This window comes from Rhizobium sp. BG4 (genome assembly GCF_016864575.1).
Taxonomy (GTDB): domain Bacteria; phylum Pseudomonadota; class Alphaproteobacteria; order Rhizobiales; family Rhizobiaceae; genus Rhizobium.
The window spans coordinates 982,051-1,000,276 of sequence record NZ_CP044126.1; the positions used below are offsets into that span (position 1 = coordinate 982,051).

General features: G+C 63.2%; 15 protein-coding genes and 1 pseudogene. 5 read left to right on the top strand and 11 right to left on the bottom strand.

Translation table 11 applies throughout. The annotated features are described in order from the left end of the window. The first annotated feature begins 10 nt into the window (after positions 1 to 10). Together F2982_RS24700 and F2982_RS24705 are read left to right on the top strand one after the other, a co-directional pair. Positions 11 to 1,246, top strand: coding sequence for a pyridoxal phosphate-dependent aminotransferase (locus F2982_RS24700; RefSeq protein ID WP_203430244.1), 1,236 nt, complete (start codon positions 11 to 13; stop codon positions 1,244 to 1,246). Between the two features lie 23 nt (positions 1,247 to 1,269). Continuing rightward, entirely contained in the window at positions 1,270 to 4,302 is a 3,033-nt protein-coding gene (locus tag F2982_RS24705; protein WP_203430245.1) for an FAD-binding and (Fe-S)-binding domain-containing protein, read from the top strand. A 59-nt stretch (positions 4,303 to 4,361) separates the two neighbouring features. On the opposite strand, the gene F2982_RS24710 is transcribed toward F2982_RS24705, so the two are convergent. Continuing rightward, on the bottom strand, positions 4,362 to 5,465 hold the full coding sequence (locus tag F2982_RS24710; protein ID WP_199625605.1) for a saccharopine dehydrogenase family protein: 1,104 nt from the start codon (positions 5,463 to 5,465) through the stop codon (positions 4,362 to 4,364). Between the two features lie 136 nt (positions 5,466 to 5,601). Between F2982_RS24710 and F2982_RS24715 the strand changes: the two genes are divergently transcribed. Continuing rightward, complete coding sequence (locus F2982_RS24715; RefSeq protein ID WP_112714591.1) at positions 5,602 to 6,033, top strand: Lrp/AsnC family transcriptional regulator; 432 nt, start codon at positions 5,602 to 5,604, stop codon at positions 6,031 to 6,033. Here the strand turns inward: F2982_RS24715 and F2982_RS24720 are convergent, their stop codons facing one another. The 5 genes and pseudogenes from F2982_RS24720 to bioB all read right to left on the bottom strand — a co-directional run bounded on the left by F2982_RS24720 (position 6,034) and on the right by bioB (position 11,064). Further along, on the bottom strand, positions 6,034 to 7,020 hold the full coding sequence (locus F2982_RS24720) for a beta-ketoacyl-ACP synthase III (RefSeq protein WP_203430246.1): 987 nt from the start codon (positions 7,018 to 7,020) through the stop codon (positions 6,034 to 6,036). Further along, positions 7,017 to 8,297 carry an adenosylmethionine--8-amino-7-oxononanoate transaminase gene (locus F2982_RS24725; RefSeq protein WP_203430247.1) on the bottom strand — a complete coding sequence of 427 codons (1,281 nt, stop codon included), beginning with the start codon at positions 8,295 to 8,297 and terminating at the stop codon, positions 7,017 to 7,019. Before F2982_RS24725 ends, F2982_RS24720 begins: the two co-directional genes overlap by 4 nt. Continuing rightward, positions 8,294 to 8,935, bottom strand: a complete 642-nt coding sequence (gene bioD / locus F2982_RS24730; protein WP_203430248.1) for a dethiobiotin synthase — start codon at positions 8,933 to 8,935, stop codon at positions 8,294 to 8,296. Before bioD ends, F2982_RS24725 begins: the two co-directional genes overlap by 4 nt. Further along, positions 8,932 to 10,077, bottom strand: coding sequence for an 8-amino-7-oxononanoate synthase (locus F2982_RS24735; RefSeq protein WP_203430249.1), 1,146 nt, complete (start codon positions 10,075 to 10,077; stop codon positions 8,932 to 8,934). The genes bioD and F2982_RS24735 overlap by 4 nt, the downstream gene beginning before the upstream one ends. After that, positions 10,067 to 11,064: pseudogene (bioB, locus tag F2982_RS24740) on the bottom strand (biotin synthase BioB). The gene F2982_RS24735 and the pseudogene bioB overlap by 11 nt, the downstream one beginning before the upstream one ends. A gap of 146 nt (positions 11,065 to 11,210) precedes the next feature. On the opposite strand from bioB, the gene F2982_RS24745 reads away from it, so the two are divergent. Then, positions 11,211 to 11,864: a GntR family transcriptional regulator gene (locus tag F2982_RS24745; protein ID WP_203430250.1), complete on the top strand. Its 654-nt coding sequence runs from the start codon at positions 11,211 to 11,213 to the stop codon at positions 11,862 to 11,864. A gap of 43 nt (positions 11,865 to 11,907) precedes the next feature. Here the strand turns inward: F2982_RS24745 and F2982_RS24750 are convergent, their stop codons facing one another. The 5 genes from F2982_RS24750 to F2982_RS24770 all read right to left on the bottom strand — a co-directional run bounded on the left by F2982_RS24750 (position 11,908) and on the right by F2982_RS24770 (position 17,437). Continuing rightward, positions 11,908 to 12,795, bottom strand: a complete 888-nt coding sequence (locus F2982_RS24750) for a MurR/RpiR family transcriptional regulator (RefSeq protein WP_199625612.1) — start codon at positions 12,793 to 12,795, stop codon at positions 11,908 to 11,910. Between the two features lie 126 nt (positions 12,796 to 12,921). Further along, complete coding sequence (locus tag F2982_RS24755) at positions 12,922 to 13,935, bottom strand: PDR/VanB family oxidoreductase (protein WP_203430251.1); 1,014 nt, start codon at positions 13,933 to 13,935, stop codon at positions 12,922 to 12,924. A gap of 36 nt (positions 13,936 to 13,971) precedes the next feature. Then, positions 13,972 to 14,613, bottom strand: coding sequence for an aromatic-ring-hydroxylating dioxygenase subunit beta (locus F2982_RS24760; RefSeq protein WP_246777583.1), 642 nt, complete (start codon positions 14,611 to 14,613; stop codon positions 13,972 to 13,974). Then, complete coding sequence (locus tag F2982_RS24765) at positions 14,610 to 15,911, bottom strand: aromatic ring-hydroxylating dioxygenase subunit alpha (RefSeq protein ID WP_246777584.1); 1,302 nt, start codon at positions 15,909 to 15,911, stop codon at positions 14,610 to 14,612. The genes F2982_RS24760 and F2982_RS24765 overlap by 4 nt, the downstream gene beginning before the upstream one ends. A gap of 26 nt (positions 15,912 to 15,937) precedes the next feature. Then, positions 15,938 to 17,437: a glutamine synthetase family protein gene (locus tag F2982_RS24770; RefSeq protein WP_130280377.1), complete on the bottom strand. Its 1,500-nt coding sequence runs from the start codon at positions 17,435 to 17,437 to the stop codon at positions 15,938 to 15,940. Positions 17,438 to 17,679: 242 nt separating this feature from the next. Here F2982_RS24770 and F2982_RS24775 point away from each other — a divergent pair, with 242 nt between their 5' ends. Next, complete coding sequence (locus F2982_RS24775; RefSeq protein WP_112714611.1) at positions 17,680 to 18,216, top strand: helix-turn-helix domain-containing protein; 537 nt, start codon at positions 17,680 to 17,682, stop codon at positions 18,214 to 18,216. Positions 18,217 to 18,226 lie beyond the last annotated feature (10 nt).

Here is an 18,226-nt window from a genome sequence, read left to right on the forward strand (position 1 = left end):
TGGACCTGTCATGACGGTTTCAGCGAAAATCGAAGAGGCGGGCTTCCGGCCCGCTTCGCGGATCGCCTCGGTCGGCGTTTCGAAGATCCTGCAGATCGGCGCGAAGGCCGCCGCCATGAAGCGTGATGGCCTTCCGGTCATCATTCTCGGCGCCGGCGAGCCCGATTTCGACACGCCCGACAACGTCAAGAATGCCGCCAAGCGGGCGATCGATGCCGGGGAGACGAAATATACCGCTCTCGACGGCACACCGGCCCTGAAGAAGGCGATCGTCGAGAAGTTCCGTCGCGAAAACGGCGTCGACTATACGACCGAGGAAGTGACGGTTGCGACCGGCGCCAAGCAGATCCTGTTCAACGCCTTCATGGCGAGCATCGATCCGGGCGACGAGGTGATCATCCCGACGCCCTACTGGACGTCCTATTCCGATATCGTCGAGATCTGCGGCGGCGTTTCTGTGCTGATCCCTTGCGATGCAGCGGCGGGATTCCGCCTGCAGGCCGAGCAGCTGGAAAAGGCGATCACGCCGAAGACCCGCTGGGTGCTGCTCAACTCGCCGTCCAACCCGTCGGGTGCTGCCTATAGCGCCGAAGACTACCGCCCGCTGCTCGACGTGCTTCTGCGCCATCCGCATGTCTGGCTGATGGTCGACGATATGTATGAGCACATCGTCTATGACGATTTTGCCTTCGTGACGCCGGTTGCGATCGAGCCGCGGCTGAAGGAGCGCACGCTGACCATCAATGGCGTGTCGAAGGCCTATGCGATGACCGGCTGGCGCATCGGCTATGCCGGTGGCCCTAAGGCGCTGATCAAGGCCATGGCGGTCATCCAGAGCCAGGCCACCTCCTGCCCCTCTTCCGTCAGCCAGGCGGCCTCCGTCGAGGCGCTGAACGGGCCGCAGGATTTCCTGAAGGGCCGGCGCGACAGCTTCCGCCAGCGGCGCGATCTCGTCGTCTCCCGGCTGAACGCGATCGACGGCCTGGAATGCCGCACGCCGGAAGGCGCCTTCTACACCTTTTCGGGATGTGCGGGCGTTCTCGGCAAGACGACGCCGAAGGGCAAGAGGCTGGAAGCCGATCAGGATTTCACCGATTATCTGCTCGAAGAGGCGCATGTCGCGGTGGTTCCGGGATCAGCGTTCGGACTTTCGCCCTACTTCCGGATTTCCTACGCGACATCGGAAGCGGAGCTCGTCGAGGCCCTCGACCGCATCGAGCGCGCCTGCGCCGCATTGCGGACCTGATAGGACTCCGGCACCACTCGGCAATGATCCCACGTCTTCGCTCCGATCATGGTCAGCAGCAGTCACATCCCGGCTTCTTCGAACGTCTCGTGGAAGCCGGGTTTGCTGGCGACGTGGAAACGAGCGCTGCCTCGCGCACGGTTTCGGCGACCGACAACTCGATCTACCAGATCGTGCCGTCAGGCATCCTGTTTCCGAAGGATGTCGATGATCTGAAGGTGATCGCCAGCGTCCTCTCGGAACCTCGCTTCCAGAAGATCGCGATCGCACCCCGCGGCGGTGGCACCGGCACCAATGGCCAGTCGCTGACCTCAGGCGTGGTGGTCGACTGTTCCCGGCATATGAACCGCATTCTGGAGATCGATCCCACAAGACGGGTCGCCCGCGTCCAGGCCGGTGTCGTCAAGGACCAGCTGAACCGGGCGCTGAAGCCCTACGGCCTGTTCTTCGCACCTGAGCTCTCGACCTCGAACCGCGCGACGATCGGCGGCATGGTCTCGACGGATGCCTGCGGCCAGGGGTCCTGCCTCTATGGCAAGACCTCCAATCACGTGCTCGGCCTGCATATCGTTCTCACCGACGGTTCGGACTGGTGGTCGCGACCGGTGGATGATGCGGAGCTTGCCGGCATCATGGCGCAGCAGGACCGCATCGGCGACATCCACCGCACGGTGGAGACCATCGCGCGGCAAAAGCGCGAGCGCATCGCCGCGGTGTTTCCGAAGCTCAACCGCTATATGACCGGTTACGACCTCGCCCATATCCGCCGTGAGGACGGCCGTTTTGACCTGAACGCCATCCTTTGCGGTTCGGAAGGCACGCTGGCGATGATTGCCGAGGCGGAGCTGAACCTCCTGCCGATCCCGGCAAAGGCCGCACTCGTCAATATCCGCTATGGCGATTTCAACGCGGCGCTCGAGGATGCCCGCAGCCTGGCGGCCCTGAAGGTCGCCTCGGTCGAGACCGTCGACGAAAAGGTGCTCGGTCTTGCCCGGAAGGACATTGTCTGGACCGGCATCGCCGGCTTCTTTCCCGAGGGTGACGCGGTTCCGGCAAACGGCATCAACATCGTCGAGGTGCTTGCCGATGATGCAGCCGGGCTCGAAGAGAAACTTGCGGCACTGACACAAACGCTCGATCGGGGGCAGGATGCCGGACGGCTCGGCTACACGGTTGCCCGCGATCCCCAGGATATCGAGGCGATCTGGACGATGCGCAAGCGCGCCGTCGGCCTGCTCGGCAATGTCGATGGCCCCATCAGGCCGGTTGCCTTCGTCGAGGACACGGCGGTGCCGCCGGAGAATCTCGCGGCCTATATCCGCGAGTTCCGCGCGCTGCTCGACGATGCCGGCGTCTCCTACGGCATGTTCGGCCATGTCGATGCCGGCGTGCTCCATGTCCGCCCGGCGCTCGATCTCGCCCGTGAGGATCATGTGCCGATGGTGCGCCGGATCAGCGACGCCGTGGTGGCGCTGACGCGCAAGCATGGCGGCGTCTTGTGGGGCGAGCATGGCAAGGGTGTGCGCTCCGAATACGTGCCCGAATTCTTCGGCGATCTCTATCCTGACCTCCAGGACATCAAGCGCGCCTTCGACCCGGAAAACCGGCTCAATCCCGGCAAGATCGCCGCGCCGTCTTCGGCGCCCGCCCCTCTCCTGAAGATCGACGAGGTGCCGCTGCGCGGTGCATCCGACCGGGTGATCGGCAACGAGATCCGCGCCGCTTTCGACAATGCCGCCTATTGCAACGGCAACGGCGCCTGTTTCGATTTCGACGAGACGAGCCCGATGTGCCCCTCCTACAAGGCAACGCGCGACCGGCGGTTCTCGCCGAAGGGCCGCGCCGGGCTGATGCGGGAATGGCTGCGGCTGCTTGCCGACAAGGGTATCGATCCCCGCAAGGAAGCCGGACGTCTGCGGAGCGGCAACTCGTTTGCCCGTCTTCCGGCGCGCCTCTTCAACAGCCTCAATCCCAAAAACCGCGCCGACTTTTCCCATGAGGTGCGCGAGGCGATGGACAGCTGCCTCGCCTGCAAGGCCTGCGCCGGGCAATGTCCCGTGAAGGTGAGCGTTCCCGCCTTCCGCTCCAAGTTCCTGGAGCTCTACTATGGCCGCTACCTGCGGCCGCTGAAGGACCCGCTCGTCTCGGCGATCGAGACCACTCTGCCTTGGATGAGAAAGGTCAGGCCGCTCTACAATCTCGCCGCCGGGACAACTCTCGGCCAGCGCCTGATGCGCGCCGCCGGACTGACATCGCTTCCACTTCTGCCGAAAACGTCGCTGCAGACGGTGGCAAGCCGTCTCGGCATTGCCACTGCGGACCCCGAGGCCCTTGCCAAGCTCTCCGCTGCGGAGCGGCAGGCCATCGTCGTCTTCGTGCCGGATGCCTTCACGGCGTCTTTCGATCCCGACGTGGTGATCGCCGCGATCAAGCTGGCGCAGAAGATGGGGCTTTCGCCGCTGCTTGCCGCATCGCATGTCAACGGCAAGGCGCTGCATGTTCACGGCTATCTCGGCCAGTTCGAGAAGGCTGCCCTCAAGACCGCGAACCATTTGCAGCGGCTCGCGGAGACCGGCGTGACGCTTGTCGGCCTCGATCCCTCCATGACGCTCGCCTTCCGCAGCGAATACAAGGGCACCGCGCTCTCCGCACCGGTGCTGCTGCCGCAGGAATGGCTGGCCGCCAATCTCGAGCGGCTGGCGAAGAACACCACGGCGCCCTTCGGCAAGCGCTTCCAGCTGCTGCCGCATTGCACCGAACGCAGCAATGCTCCGGCCTCGACGGCACAGTGGAAAGCCGTCTTCGACGCCGTCCAAGTCAAGCTTGAGACCATCCAGGCGGGGTGCTGCGGCATGGCCGGAACCTTCGGCCACGAGACCCGCAACCGCACCGTCTCCGAACAGCTCTATGCGATGAGCTGGGCCGGCCCCATCGCCGCCGCTTCGGATGACACCGTCGTCATGGCGACCGGCTATTCCTGCCGCTCACAGGCAAAGGCGATCGACGCCATCCGCCCGCCTCACCCGCTCGAAATTCTCAGCCAGTTGGTCAACTAGGCAATAAAAAACGCCCGATCGCTTCCGCGGCCGGGCGTTCTTCGCTGTTCGGCGCAGGATTACATCGCCTGCTTCAGGCGCATGGCTTCCGGATCATAGACACGGCCGAAGCGGCTGTTCAGGAAGTCGGCCAGTGTGATCTCTTCCTGGCGAACGAAGCCCTTCTGCGGGAGCTTGCCGTCTGCGAGGAGATCGAGAACCGTGGTGATACCGGCAGCCGTGGTGATCTGGATCGCGCTCATCTTCTTGCCGGCAACGACGCCCGCATAGACCTTGTTCGCGTAGGTCTCCTGCATGTAGCGGCCATCCTTCCAGCCGCAGACGGTGACGAAGATCACGACGACGTCCTGCATGGTGGCCGGAAGTGCGTTCTCGAAGAGGTCCTTTAGGACGTCACGGCGGTTCTTCAGGTTGAGGTCGTTCAGCAGCGCCTTGATGATTGCCTGATGGCCGGGATAGCGGATCGTGCGATAGTTCATGGTCCGCACGCGGCCTTCGAGCGACTTCGCCAGCGTGCCGAGGCCGCCGGACGTGTTGAAGGCTTCATAGGTGACGCCATCGAGCGAGAACTCTTCGCGCTCTTCCATCGCCGGAACCGTGACGAGCTTGCCTTCGACGACAGCTTCGCAGGGCTCGATATATTCGTTGATCAGCCCGTCCGTGCTCCAGGTCAGATTATAGTTCAGGGCATTGGACGGATATTGCGGCAGGGCGCCGACGCGCATGCGGACGCTGTCGAGCGTATCGAAGCGGGTGGCGAGCTCATTGGCGACGATCGAAATGAAGCCCGGCGCCAGGCCGCACTGCGGAATGAAGGCGACATCGGCACCGTTCGCAAGCTCTTCGACCTTCTTGGTCGTGGCGACGTCTTCGGTGAGATCGAGATAGTGGACGGAAGCTGCGAGCGCTGCTTCGGCAACCTTGCCGGTCAGGTTGAAGGGGGCGGCCGAGAGAACGGCGAACTTGCCCTTGAGGACGGCGACCAGCGCGGCGCTATCGGTGATGTCGACGGCTGCGGTCGAGATCGCCGGATGGCGGTCGATCTTCGAAAGCTGCTTCTCGTCGCGATCGGTGACCACGACCTTGTAGTCGCCCGTCTCCGCCAGCATCAGCGCAATCGCTCCGCCGATCTTGCCAGCACCGATAACCACTATTTCCTTCATATAAATCCCCTGGGGTTTGGCTATAAGATTTTTATAAGTTTGCCGCCGAGGCAGGACGATTCATAGCGACATTATGAGCAATATGACGTAGATAATTCGGCATAATGCCGGAGATGATCGGCAGATTGTGGGAAACATGGCACTATCTGACAAAGATCGCGAGCTGCTCGCCGTGCTCAGCGAAAATGCCCGGATGCCGGTCGCGACTCTCGCCAAGCGGCTGTCGCTGTCGCGCACCACCGTCCAGGCCCGCCTCGAACGTCTCGAGAGAGACAAGGTTATCGCCGGCTATTCGATCCGGTTGTCGGAAAGCTATGCCTCCAGCCTGGTGCGTGCACATATCCTGATCACCATTGCGCCGAAGGCGCTGTCGCAGGTGACGGCGTCGCTGGAAAAGATGACGGCCGTGACCGAGGTGCATTCCGTTAGCGGCAGCTTCGACCTGATCGCCATCATCGCCGCACCGTCCATCTCCGAGCTCGACCAGATGATCGACGATATCGGCACGATCGAGGGCGTCGAGCGGACGCTCTCGTCGATCATCCTTTCGACGCGGATTTCGCGCTAGTCAGGCAACGCGGAAGGCAACAGCCCCACCGGCCATGCCAGCGCCGGCCGCCGCCAGCAGCAGGCACTCGCCGGAAGCAAAGTGCCGCTCTTTGTTGGCCAGCGAGAGCGACAGCGGGATGGTCGCCGCCGACGAATTGCCGAACTCGCCGATGGTGCGCAGCGCCGCATCCGGCGTAATCGAAAGCTGGTCGCAAACCGCATCGATGATGCGGGAATTGGCCTGATGCGGTGCGAAGCGGCCGATATCCTGCGCGACAAGTCCCGCCTGCTCCATCGCCCGCGCCGCCGATTGCGTCATCATCCGCACAGCGTGCGCGAAGACCGCCTTGCCGTCGCGCATCGTCATGCGCAATTCGCCGATGTCGAAACCGGGCTCGAATGGCCGCGCGCTGCCACCGGCGGGGATCTGGATCAGATCGTAATTCTGCCCCTCTTGGATAAGCTCGACACCGATCACACCGCTATACCGCACGGCCGACGGCATCAGCAGGACCGCGCCCGCGGCATCGGCAAAGACCGCGGCTGTACCCCGCTCCTTCATGTTGATACGCCGGCTCAGGATGTTGGCGGCAATGACGAGCACCGGCTTGCCATGCGCCCTGACGAAACCGTCGGCGAGCACCAGCGCGTAGAGAAAGCCGGAGCAGGCGCCCGCAAGGTCGATCGCGCCCGAGGCGGAGAGGCCAAGGCGGAATGCCAGCAGCGGTGCCGATGGCGGCAAGAGATGATCCGGCGTCGATGTTGCAAGCAGCGTCAGCGCCACGGTCTTCCGATCCACGCCAGCTTCCTGAAGAGCCATCTCACCTGCTTTCGCCGCAATATCCGTGAGCGTTTCTCCCGCTGCCGCCCAGCGCCGCGAGCGGATGCCGGTGCGCCGTTCGATCCAGCCGGGATCGAGGCCCAGCTGCAGCTCAAGCTCCAGATTGTCGACGCGCCGCTCGGGCACGTAATGCCCGAAACCCGCCATTCGGCTGGCAACCGTCATCGCGCCGCGCTCCTGATGAAATCGGCGGCCTCGTCGATGGCGTTGTAGGCCCTGTCGAGATCCGCCTCGGTCACGCAGTAGGGCGGCATCAGATAGATGACATTGCCGAGCGGGCGGATGAGGAGATCGCGCTGGCGGAAGAAGGCTCTGAGGCGCGGCCCGACTTCCGAGAGATAGCCCGTCGTATCGGCCGCGAGATCGAGCGCCGCAATCGTGCCCTGCTGGCGGATATTGACGAAACGCGGATCCGAGCGAAACCGCGCGAGCCTGTCGCGATGCATCGCCGCCACTGCCTCGATGCGCTCTGCGACCGGTTCGGTACGCCAGAGCTGGAGATTGGCGACGGCTGCGGCGCAGGCGATCGGATTGGCCGTATAGGAGCTCGAATGGAAGAAGGTCCGGCGGCGGTCTTCGGAGAGATGCGCGTCGAAAATCTCGGCGGTGCACAGGGTCACCGCCAGCGGCAGGGCGCCGCCGGTGATGCCCTTCGACAGGCAGAGGATATCGGGCGCGAGACCGGTCTCATCGCAGGCGAGCAGCGATCCCGTCCGCCCCCATCCGGTCATCACCTCGTCGGCGATGAGAAGCGTACCGTATCGCTGAATGATGCGCCGGAACTCCGCCAGGAGATGAGCCGGATACATTTTCATGCCGCCTGCGCCGAGGACCAGCGGCTCGATCAAAAGGGCTGCGACATCCCCACCGCGGCAGAACCGCTCGAGGGCATCGAGCGTCTGCTGCTCGCGGCCGGGTTCCGGAAAGGGGATCGTATCGACATTGAAGAGCAGCGGCGCATAGGCGGCGTTGAAGACGCCGCGCTCGCCTGCGGACATCGTGCCGATCGTATCGCCGTGGTAGCCGTGCTCCATGACGACGACGCGCGAGCGCGGCGCACCATTATTGTGGAAGAAGCCGAGCGCCATCTTCAGGGCGACTTCGACCGCTGTCGATCCGCTGTCGGAATAGAAGACATGCGCCATTTCGGGCGGCGCAAGTTCGATCAGTCCCCTCGCCAATTCCTCGGCCGGCTCGTGGGTATATTCGGCAAAGATGATCTGGTCGTAGCGCTCCGCCGCAAGCCGGATCGCCTCCGTGATCACAGGATGGCGATGTCCATGCGTGATCACCCACCAGGAGGAAATCGCATCGAGAACGGAGCGACCGTCTTCGTCGATCAGATAGGCGCCTTCGGTTTTGACGATCTTCTTGAAGGCCGGTTCGAGCTTGTGCTGACTGAAAGGGTGCCAGACCGACGATGTCTTCGCAGTGCCGGTCATGCCGCAACCCCTTCCTGAAGGAGCGAGAGATCGAAATGATCCGTGAACGCCCGGCGCAGGCTCTCCGGCGTCAACACATCGAGCACCGGCAGACGGCCGAGAACCGGCACGCCGCTCATCTCGGCAATGATAGTCTGCGTGTCGGAGCGCTCCTCGCCGATGAAGGCAATCCCCACGATCGGGATGCGCCGCTGGCGCAACGCCTCGACCGAGAGCAGCGTGTGATTGATCGTCCCCAGCCCGGTGCGCGCGCAGAGAATGACCGGCTGGCCCCAGCGGGCGAAGACGTCGATATAGGTGCCTTGCCGGGTCAGCGGGACGAGCAGCCCGCCGGCGCCTTCGACGACAAGGGGACCGTCGGTCTCAGGAAGCCGAAGCGCATCGGGATCAATCGCCACGCCATCGATCTCGGCCGAAAGATGCGGAGAGACCGGCGTCTGCAGGCGCCAGGCTTCCGGGAATATCCGCTCCGCCGACAGACCGGATAGCCGCCTCACGGTCTCGCTATCCGTCTCCTCATCGAGACCCGATTGCACCGGCTTCCAGTAATAGCCATCGAGCGCGCCTGCCAGCGCCGCCGAAAAGACGGTCTTGCCGATGCCGGTATCTGTTCCGGTGACAACGAAGTACCTGCTCATGCTCTTTCCTCTTCCATCGCCTCTGCCAGCCCATCCATCATTCGTGCAATGGCGGGCTTATCGACATTGAGCGTGATCGTGATGCGGAGCCTGGCCGTGCCCACGGGCACGGTCGGCGGGCGGATCGCCCGGATGTCGAAGCCTCTGGCTTGCATCCGCTCCGCGATGCGGACGGTGCGGCTGTTGTCGCCGATGATGACAGGCAGGATCTGCGTGCCGCTTGCTGGCATGCCGAAGCGGCCGGAGAATTCGCCATTGGCATAGTCGATCAGCGCATGCAGCCGGCTGCGCCGCTCCGGCTCACTGGCGAGAATGCCGAGCGCATGGCGCACACTGGCCGCCTGCAGCGGAGACGGCGCCGTCGAATAGATGAAAGGACGCGCCCGATTGACGAGGAAATCGCAGAGCACGCGATTGGCGCCGACAAGCGCGCCAGCCGAACCCAACGCCTTGCCGCAGGTATGGAGAACGATGACGTTGTCGCGGCCTTCGAACCCGGCCGAATAGCCGATCCCACCTCTGCCATGCACGCCCGTTGCATGCGCCTCATCGATGAAGAGAAAGCCATTGTGGCGATCGGCGATAGTGAGAAGCTCGGAGAGCGCGCTGCGGTCACCATCCATCGAATAGAGGCTTTCGACGACGATCCAGGGAAAGCCGGTGCCGCCAGCGGCGCGCCAAGCGCGGATCGCATCCTCGACCGCATCGGGATCATTATGCGGCACTGCGGCCATCTCGGCCTTCCCCGCCTTCATTCCTTCATGGGCGCTGGCGTGGACGAGGCAATCGTAGACGATGAGATCGCCGCGCTGCGGCAAGGTCGAGAGGATCGCCAGATTGGCGGCATAGCCGCTGCCGAAATAGAGCATCCGCTCGCAGCCGAAGAAGGCGGCCGCCTCTTCCTCGAGCGCCTCATGCTCGGCATGATTACCACGCAGTAGGCGCGATCCACCCGCACCCGCGGGAACGCCGCGTTCGATCGCGGCGAACAATGCATCGCGCATCTCCGCCGACGCGGCCAGCCCCAGATAGTCGTTGGAGGTGAAGTCGGCGCCGGTATCGCGCTTCAGCGCGCGCAACCGGCCCTTCTGGCGAAGCTGGCCGAGCGCCGCGCCGTAGCGGGCAAGCCGGTCAGCACTCACCCGGGATCTCCAGGCTGGTAGCGGTCATGCCGAGCCGGGCGAGCAGGTTCGAATCCCGATCATTACCAGGGTTGGCCGCCGTCAGCAGCGTATCGCCGATGAAGATCGAGTTGGCGCCGGCAAAGAAGCACAGCGCCTGCATCTCGTCGCTCATGGCGGTGCGCCCCGCCGTCAGGCGGACGGAGGACGCCGGCATCATCAGCCGTGCCAGCGCGATGATGCGGATGAATTCGATCGGATCGACGGGATCGACATTGGCCATCCTGGTTCCCGGCATCGGGATCAGCAGATTGATCGGCACGCTCTCGGGCGGCTCCGGCAGATTGGCGAGCGTGACGAGCATGTCGATCCGATCGTCAACCGTCTCGCCCATGCCGAGAATGCCGCCGCTGCAGACCTTGATGCCGGCTTCGCGCACATGCGCCAGGGTCTCCAGGCGATCGGAGAAGCTGCGGGTGGTGATGACTTCGGGATAGAAGCGTTCCGAGGTGTCGACGTTGTGATTGTAGTAGTCGAGACCGGCGTCGGCGAAGGTTTCCGCCTGCTCGGGCGAGAGCATCCCGAGGGTCATGCAGGTTTCGAGGCCGAGCGACTTCACGCCCTTGACCATGGCGACGATCGCCGCCTCGTCCCTCGCCTTCGGGCTGCGCCAGGCAGCGCCCATGCAATAGCGGGTGGCGCCGCTCTCCTTGGCCTTTCGGGCCTCCGACATGACGTCGTCGAGCTTCATGAGCTTGGAGGCAGCAAGACCCGGGCATGCGCCGACTGGCTGCAATAGCCGCAATCCTCGGGACAGCCGCCGGTCTTGATGTTGAGCAGCTTGCTGAGCTGAACCTCATTCGGATCGAAGTTGGCGCGATGAACGCCATGCGACCGGTAAAGCAGGTCGTTGAAGGGCAGGTCATAGAGTTCCCGCGCCGAATCCAGCGTCCAACGGCTTTCGGCAGATCCGCGCTCCGCCGCCATCGCCACTTCAGTTTTCAGCATGTCGCCTTCCTCTCTATCGATCTCAAGGCAACGTACAAAAACTCATTGAATTATAGATTATCTATAATTATGTTGCCTATCGAAAAGGCTATCGGCCGATTTTGACTCAATCAATCTATTTTTTAATAGATTATCTATGGAATACTATGGCTGAAACTGTCGCAGAACGCATGGCCCGAGTGATCGGGGAGAGAATTGTTTCCGGAGAACTGGCGGCCGGAACGCCACTTCGGCAGGACCATATCGCCGAGGAATTCGACGCCAGCCATGTGCCCGCCCGCGAGGCCTTGCAGCTGCTTCGCGCCCAGGGGCTTGCCGTCAGCCTGCCGCGCCGTGGCATGCGCGTCGCCCCCTTGGATCAGGCCTCGATTCAGGAAACCGTCGAGATCCGCGCCGCGCTGGAGGCGCTGGCGCTGCGGCATGCGGCGCCGAGGATCAATGCGGCGGCGCTTGAGCGGATCGAGCTGGCGCTGGCGGCCGGCGACAAGGCGGAGACGATCGCCGAATGGGAGAGCGCCAACCGCGTCTTCCACCGCGAACTGGTGAGCGCATGCCGCATGCCGAGACTGCTGGCGATGCTCGACGACTTACAGCTCGCCAACTCTCGCATCATCTTCTCGGCAACCCGCTCGGCCGGCTGGCGGCCGGGGTCCAGCATCGCCCACCGGCAGATCGTCGATGCGCTGAGAAAGCGGGATTATCACGCTGCGGTCTCGCTGCTCGACGCCCATATCCGGGCGCTCGAACGTGCGACCGCGGACGGCAAGCCGTCATCGCGGGAAGCGAGGCCGAAAGGCTAGGATCGATCGACGTTCAGTTCAGGTTGAGCCGAATATATCGGTCCTAATCGCGAACCGGCGGTTCGAACTTGAGAATCAACCGGTCTTCGTCATCCTGCCGCTGGACGAATTCCGTCAGGCGGCTGCGGGCGGGTTCTCCGAGCGTCCTCGCGGTTTCGGATATCAGGAGCTCGGTCAGCGCGAAGGCTGCGGTCATGGAATCGAAGGGTTCCAGGCCCTTGTTGCTGGCGGTCAGCAGCGCCGTTGCCTTGGAGGCAAGCGGTGAGAGATACTGGTCCGTGACCAGAATGATCTTGGCGCCCTTGTTGATCGCCTCGATGCCCCAGTTGATCGTCGTCTGCTGGTAGCGGCGGAAATCGAAGATCACGGCAACGGTCGAGGGACTGATGTCGACGAGGCTATGAATATCAGGCACCGAAAGACGCACTTGCGGGCGCAGGATCGACAGGTAGCGATAAAGCTGCTGGGCCAGAACCTGACTGAAACGGCCGCCGACCACGACGATATCGTGTTCCCGGTCGCAGAGCAGCCGCACAGCATTGGCGATCTCGTCATCGCTGAGCGAGGCGAAGGTGTTGCGGATACTTTCAAGATAGACGAGCTGCGCCTGTCCGGCAGGCGAGGATTCATCCGAGGAGGCGCGATTGTTGGGATAGCTGCCAACCGGCGAAAACAGCCGGTTCTGGGCTTCCTGGCGCAGCGCTTCCTGGAATTCCGGATAGCCTTCGAAACCCATCTTCCGCACGAAGCGGACGACGGTCGGCGGGCTTGTTCCGGCATTGGCGGCAAGCTGGACGATCGGCACGAGGCCGCCCATCGGGTAATTTTCGGAAATCGAATTGGCTACGGCGAGTTCGGCTGGCGGCAAGCGATCGCGAAGCACCCTGATGCGCTGTGAAACAGTCCCATCGGCTCCGTCTTTCTCTGTCATTCCGCCTTTTTTCGCCACCATTGCCGTTTCGGTTGTATTCGACCGCCCGGCCTGCGGCAAGCCCGGCCGGACGAATATCGAGACGAACCGGAAGGCGCTAGGACCGACCGTGATCGGCCCCAGGTGCTAGAGGTCGAGCACCAGCTTGCGCGTTCTCGATCGGCCAACGCAGATCATCATCGTCCGGTTTGCCTGCCGCTCCTCATCGGACAGCACCGTATCACGATGTTCAGGCAGCCCGGCAAGCACGGCCGTCTCGCAGGTGCCGCAATAGCCGTCGGCACAGGAGAAGGACAGGCCCTGCCGGACCGTGCGGGCGCATTCGAGGATCGTCTGGCCCTTGCCGACGGTGACCGTCGCGCCGGTCTTGCGCAGCTCGACCTCGAAGGCGCCGTCGGCATCGCAAGCCTGCTGCGTGGCATCGTCGGCGATCGCCTCGACATCTGCGGCGACAGCGATCTCGGCGCGGCCGAAGCGCTCCATGTGGAGATGGATCGACGGGCGGCGCGCAACCTGCGCCGCCAGCGCATCCATCAGCCCGTTCGGACCGCAGGTGTAGACGGCCGTGCCGTCGGCGAGGCCATCCACTAGCGCTGCAAGATCGATGCTCGTGCCTTCATCATCGATGTGAATACCGGCCTGACCGGGGTTTGAGGGCGAGAGTCCGGCGACCGTCTCCAGATAGGCCATCCGCCCGCGCGAGCGGCCGAGATAGTAGAGCCGCCAGGGTTTGCCCTCTTGTTTCAACCTGTCGATCATCGGCAGGATCGGGGTGATGCCGATCCCTCCGGCGACGAAGACGTGATACCCGGCCGGTTCCAGAGCGAAGGAGTTCTTCGGCTCGGTGGTAAAGACGGTATCGCCCGGCAGCAGCTGTTCGTGAACATATTGCGAGCCGCCGCGGCTCTGCGGTTCGCGCAGAATCGCCAGCTCATAGCTGCGGCCTGGATCGCCAGAGACGATCGAATAGGCGCGCGCCAATCCACCGGGAAGCGCAAGCTCGATATGGGCTCCCGGCTCCCAAGCCGGAAGGTCCGCCCCGGCAAGCCGCAGCCTCACGATGCCATCGGCTGCAGCCTCCTTGCTTTGCACGGTCAGCCGCAGGCGGAACTTCGGCGCGACCGCGGTTTCTGGGGGCATTCTGAAGGCTGCAGCAGAGGCGTTCATCATCTTATCTCACAGCAGGAACGTCATGTTGTGGTGGCTGCGCGGGGCATCGAGCAGGCAGACGACCTTGCGGTCGATCTTGGTGATCCCGTCCTCTTCAACGAAGACGTGCCCCATCCAGCCGCTGAAGGTCTGGATCTCGTGGCCGGCGCGCATCTCCTGGATCAGGAATTGCGAGCGCACCTTCACTTCCGACTTGTTCTCCGACGGCATCCGCACGAAGGCCGTGCTGATATGCGAGGTGTAGGAGGGCGGAAGCTGGGAATAGGCAACCCCGGTGCGCAGCCAGACGATCCGGTCGCCGAGGCGGCGGCGGTCGTCGAAGGCGATCGTCACCTGGCGCTGAGGATCGGCCCTGACAGGATCGGGAAGATCACCGACAGCCGGAACCCAGTAGACGCATTTGCGGCTATAGAGCTGATACCATTTCTCGAAGGCGCGCCGGTCGAGCAGCCAGTTTTCCTCGGTGATCAGCGCCTCGTAGATATGCCGCTCGGCTTCGCTGAGCAGCATGCCCTTGCCGTCCCACTCGACCATGTCATGACGCAGCTTGGCGTAATAGGCATCGTCGATATAGGTCGAATCCAGCGTGTCGCGCAGGATATCTTCGAGCGTGAAGCCGCCCTGCATCGGGTCTGTCTTGATGTTCATTGCGCCACCCATGCGTTGCCGGATTCCATTCGTTTCAGCCATTCCCGCCAGAAGACGCGCAGCGGCAACTCGTCGGAAACCGGGCCGGTCAGCATGCCCTTGGCGCCGATATATTCCTTGCCGGTATCGAGATGGCGGCTGGTCTGCACCCAGGCGACTTCCTCGATTTCGAGACCGGCCTGGCACTCTTCGAAATTGGCGAGATCGTCCGGCTCGCCGAAGGACGGGAAATCCTCCTGCAGGCGCATGCGCAGCGAGTTGACCTCATCCGGCAGATCGTCGGCGACGAGCGCCGTCGCATACCAGTTGATATGGGTCTGGTTGACGCTCTGCGGTTCGAGAACCTGGATCTGGTTGCCGATAATCAGGAGGTTCGGGAAGATGTTGAGGTTCATGCCCGAGCCCATGACGACGTCGAGCGCGTCCTCGCCCTTTTCGCCCAGACGCTCGCGGATGATGCGCGCATAGGCATCCTCGCCCGGCATCGGCGCCGACTGGTCCCAGTAGCGGGTGATCTCGGCGCGCTGGTCGATGAAGGTGCCGCCATTGCCGGTATCGGCCACCGTCTGCAGACCATCGTCGACATTGCCCAGCGTCCACTGCATGTCGACGCCGCCGCCATAGCGATCCTTGCGCATGCGCAGCAGCGAGGCATGCGAGAAACCCGGGTGATAGCCGTCGGCGGCGTTGTCGTAGATGAGCTTCCAGTTGCCGGCGCACATCAGCTTGTGGGCGCCGCGGCGCAGCTGGATTTCCGCGCCCGGCCAGCGGTCGAGCCACTCGTCGAGCAGCTGCACAGAAGGGCCGAGATGGGTCTTCAGGTCGGGCAGGTCATGATTGAACGTGCCGAAGATGAAGCCGCGATAGCTCTCGACGCGTAGCTTGCCGAGGCCGAGCTCGCTCTTGTCGAAGGACGGGCCGTAGCCCTCCTCCATCGGCACGGCGGCAAGCTCGCCCGTGTTGGTGAAGGACCAGTTGTGATAGGGACAGGTGAAGCGGCGCGCATTGCCCTCGTCCTGCCGGCAGATCGTCGCACCGCGATGGGTGCAGCGGTTCAGGAGGCCGTGGAACTTGCCCTCGCGGTCGCGGGTGACGATGACCGGGCGCAGGCCGAGCCGCTTGCGCACGAAATCGTTCGGGTTCGGCAGCTCGCTGGCGTGAGCGAGATACGTCCAGGTGCCGCCGAAGATGCGGCTCATCTCGAGATTGAAGATGCTGGCGTCTGTGTAAAGGGTACGGTGAACCCGCCGGTCTTCGATCAGATGACCGAAGCCCCTTGTTGCAGTGTGAACGTTCACGTCAATTTTCCTTTGTTGCTGCCGTCTCAGTAGCGCGTGAAATACTCACGGTGCTCCCATTGGGTCACGGCATCGGGGTTCTTCTCCCAGTCGGGCTCGGCTGCGAGGAAGCGGTTGATTTCGCTCTTCTTCATGCCGACCAGCCAATCGATGAACTGATCGCCCATCGCCGCCCTGAAGAACTGGCTCTTGTCGAGGGCAGCCGTCGCTTCCATCAGATTGGTCGGCAGCTTGGGCCGGTGTGCCGCCTCGTAGGGGCTGGCCTCGACCGGACCGGGATCGAGCTGCCGCTCCAGGCCGTCGCAGCCGCTGAGGATCTGCGAGGCGATGTAGAGATAGGGGTTCGCACCCGGCTCGCCGATGCGGTTTTCGATATGCGACGAGCGGTGGCCGGGACGGCCCTGGACGCGGACCATGGCGGCGCGGTTGTCATAGCCCCAGGTGGAGCGGTCCGGCGCCAGCGAGTTCGGCTTGCGGCGGCGGTAACCGTTGACCGTCGGCGTGGTGAAGACCGAAGCTTCGACCGCATGTTCCAGGAGACCGGCGACATAGGCCTGACCGGTTGCGGAAAGCAGCTCGTTGGTGCCCGGCGTGGCGACGAAGGCATTGCGATTGCCGGGCGATGACAGGCTCTGGTGCAGGTGCCAGCCGGATGCCACGAAGCTCGGGAAGATCGGCCGGGTCATGAAGGTGGCGTGCAGGCCCATGCGGGCCATGGTCTGCTTCACCATCGAGCGGAACAGCACCATGGAATCGGCAGCCTTCAGCGGATCCTGAACGTCGAAGGTGAATTCCAGCTGCCCCGGCCCCATCTCGTCTTCCATGGTGCGCAGCGGCAGGCCGAGACCGAGACAGTTGTCGGCCAGGGAATCGGTAATCTCGCTGATCCGGTCCTGCTGGTCCTCGGACATATAAGCAAAACCGCGCCAGAGCGCCTCGACCGTCGGCGGCGTCGGCGGCACGCCGAGCCCGCCCATATGCTCTTCGCCGAGATTCTGGTCGAGCACGCGGGTCACGTAGAATTCGACTTCCAGACCGGTGACCAGCTCGAAACCGAGCGTCTTCAACCGGGAGATCGACGACTTCAGCTGGTGGCGCGCATCGAAGGGCACCGGCTTGCCGCTGCGCAGATGAATATCGCAGAGCACCCAACCGACAGTCGGCGCCCAGGGCAGCACGCGGAAGGTCAGCGGATCGGGAACGAGGATCGCGTTCGAGAAGCCATGCATCTCGTCGAGGCCGATGCCGCCGCTCTTGCCGAAGGGATTGTAGGCGACACCTTCGGCGGAATCGAAGCTGAAGAATGCGCTAGTAAACTCGACACCATCGCGCAGCGCCGACTTGAAAGCATCGGGCAGCAGCGTCTTGGACCGCAGCTTGGATTGCGCATCCGGCACCGAGACGCGGAAGGTCTTCAGCTTGCCGCTATCGACCAGCGCCGCAATGTCGCGCGCCGCTTCGCGCTGCTCTTCCGTCCAAAGCCCAAACTCATCGATGAAGCCGGAAAATACCGGTGTCGTGTCCATAGCTGTTCCCTTTTTTTCTGAAGCTATGGTCGTATGTTCATTTTTTTTCATCATGCTGTCAATATGAAAAATTACAAACATCCGGTTTGATGTCTGAAATTTTTCATCCGTATCCCAGCCATGATTTCCGGGCTTCGACGCCGTCGAATTTACCCTGTTTAAGCGACCGGTCACGAACCGCTTGCAAAATGCAATTGGTCGGCGTATCGTAACTTCAATGATGAAAGCTACTAGGTGGCGAGATGCAGAATAAGAGCTTCAAATCCATGCAGTGCCCGGTGGCCCGCAGCCTCGATCGCGTTGGCGAATGGTGGAGCATCCTCATCCTTCGCGACGCCATGCGCGGTGTGACGAGATTTGACGATTTCCAGAAGAGCCTCGGCATCGCCACCGCAACGCTGACCCGCCGCCTTGATGCTCTGGTGAAGGCCGGGCTGTTCGAGCGCCGGCAATATCAGGAGCGGCCGCAGCGTTTCGAATATGTGCTGACGGCCTGCGGCGAAGACTTCCGGCCGGTGATCTGGTCGATGATCGCCTGGAGCAACCGCAACTTTGCGCCGGAAGGACCGAGCCTTGTCATCGTCGACAAGGAGAGCGGCGCCTGGGCCGATCCCGTGCTGGTCGACCGCAATACCGGCAACCCGCTCGCCAAGCCGCAATATGATGTTGCTGCGGGTCCCGCTGCCGGCGAGACGCTGCAGGCCCGCTACCCCTTCCGTTCGGAGGCGCCGGGCACGGCGCTGATCGAGCGTCCGCCCCTTTCCAACCAAGAACAATAAGACTGGAGCA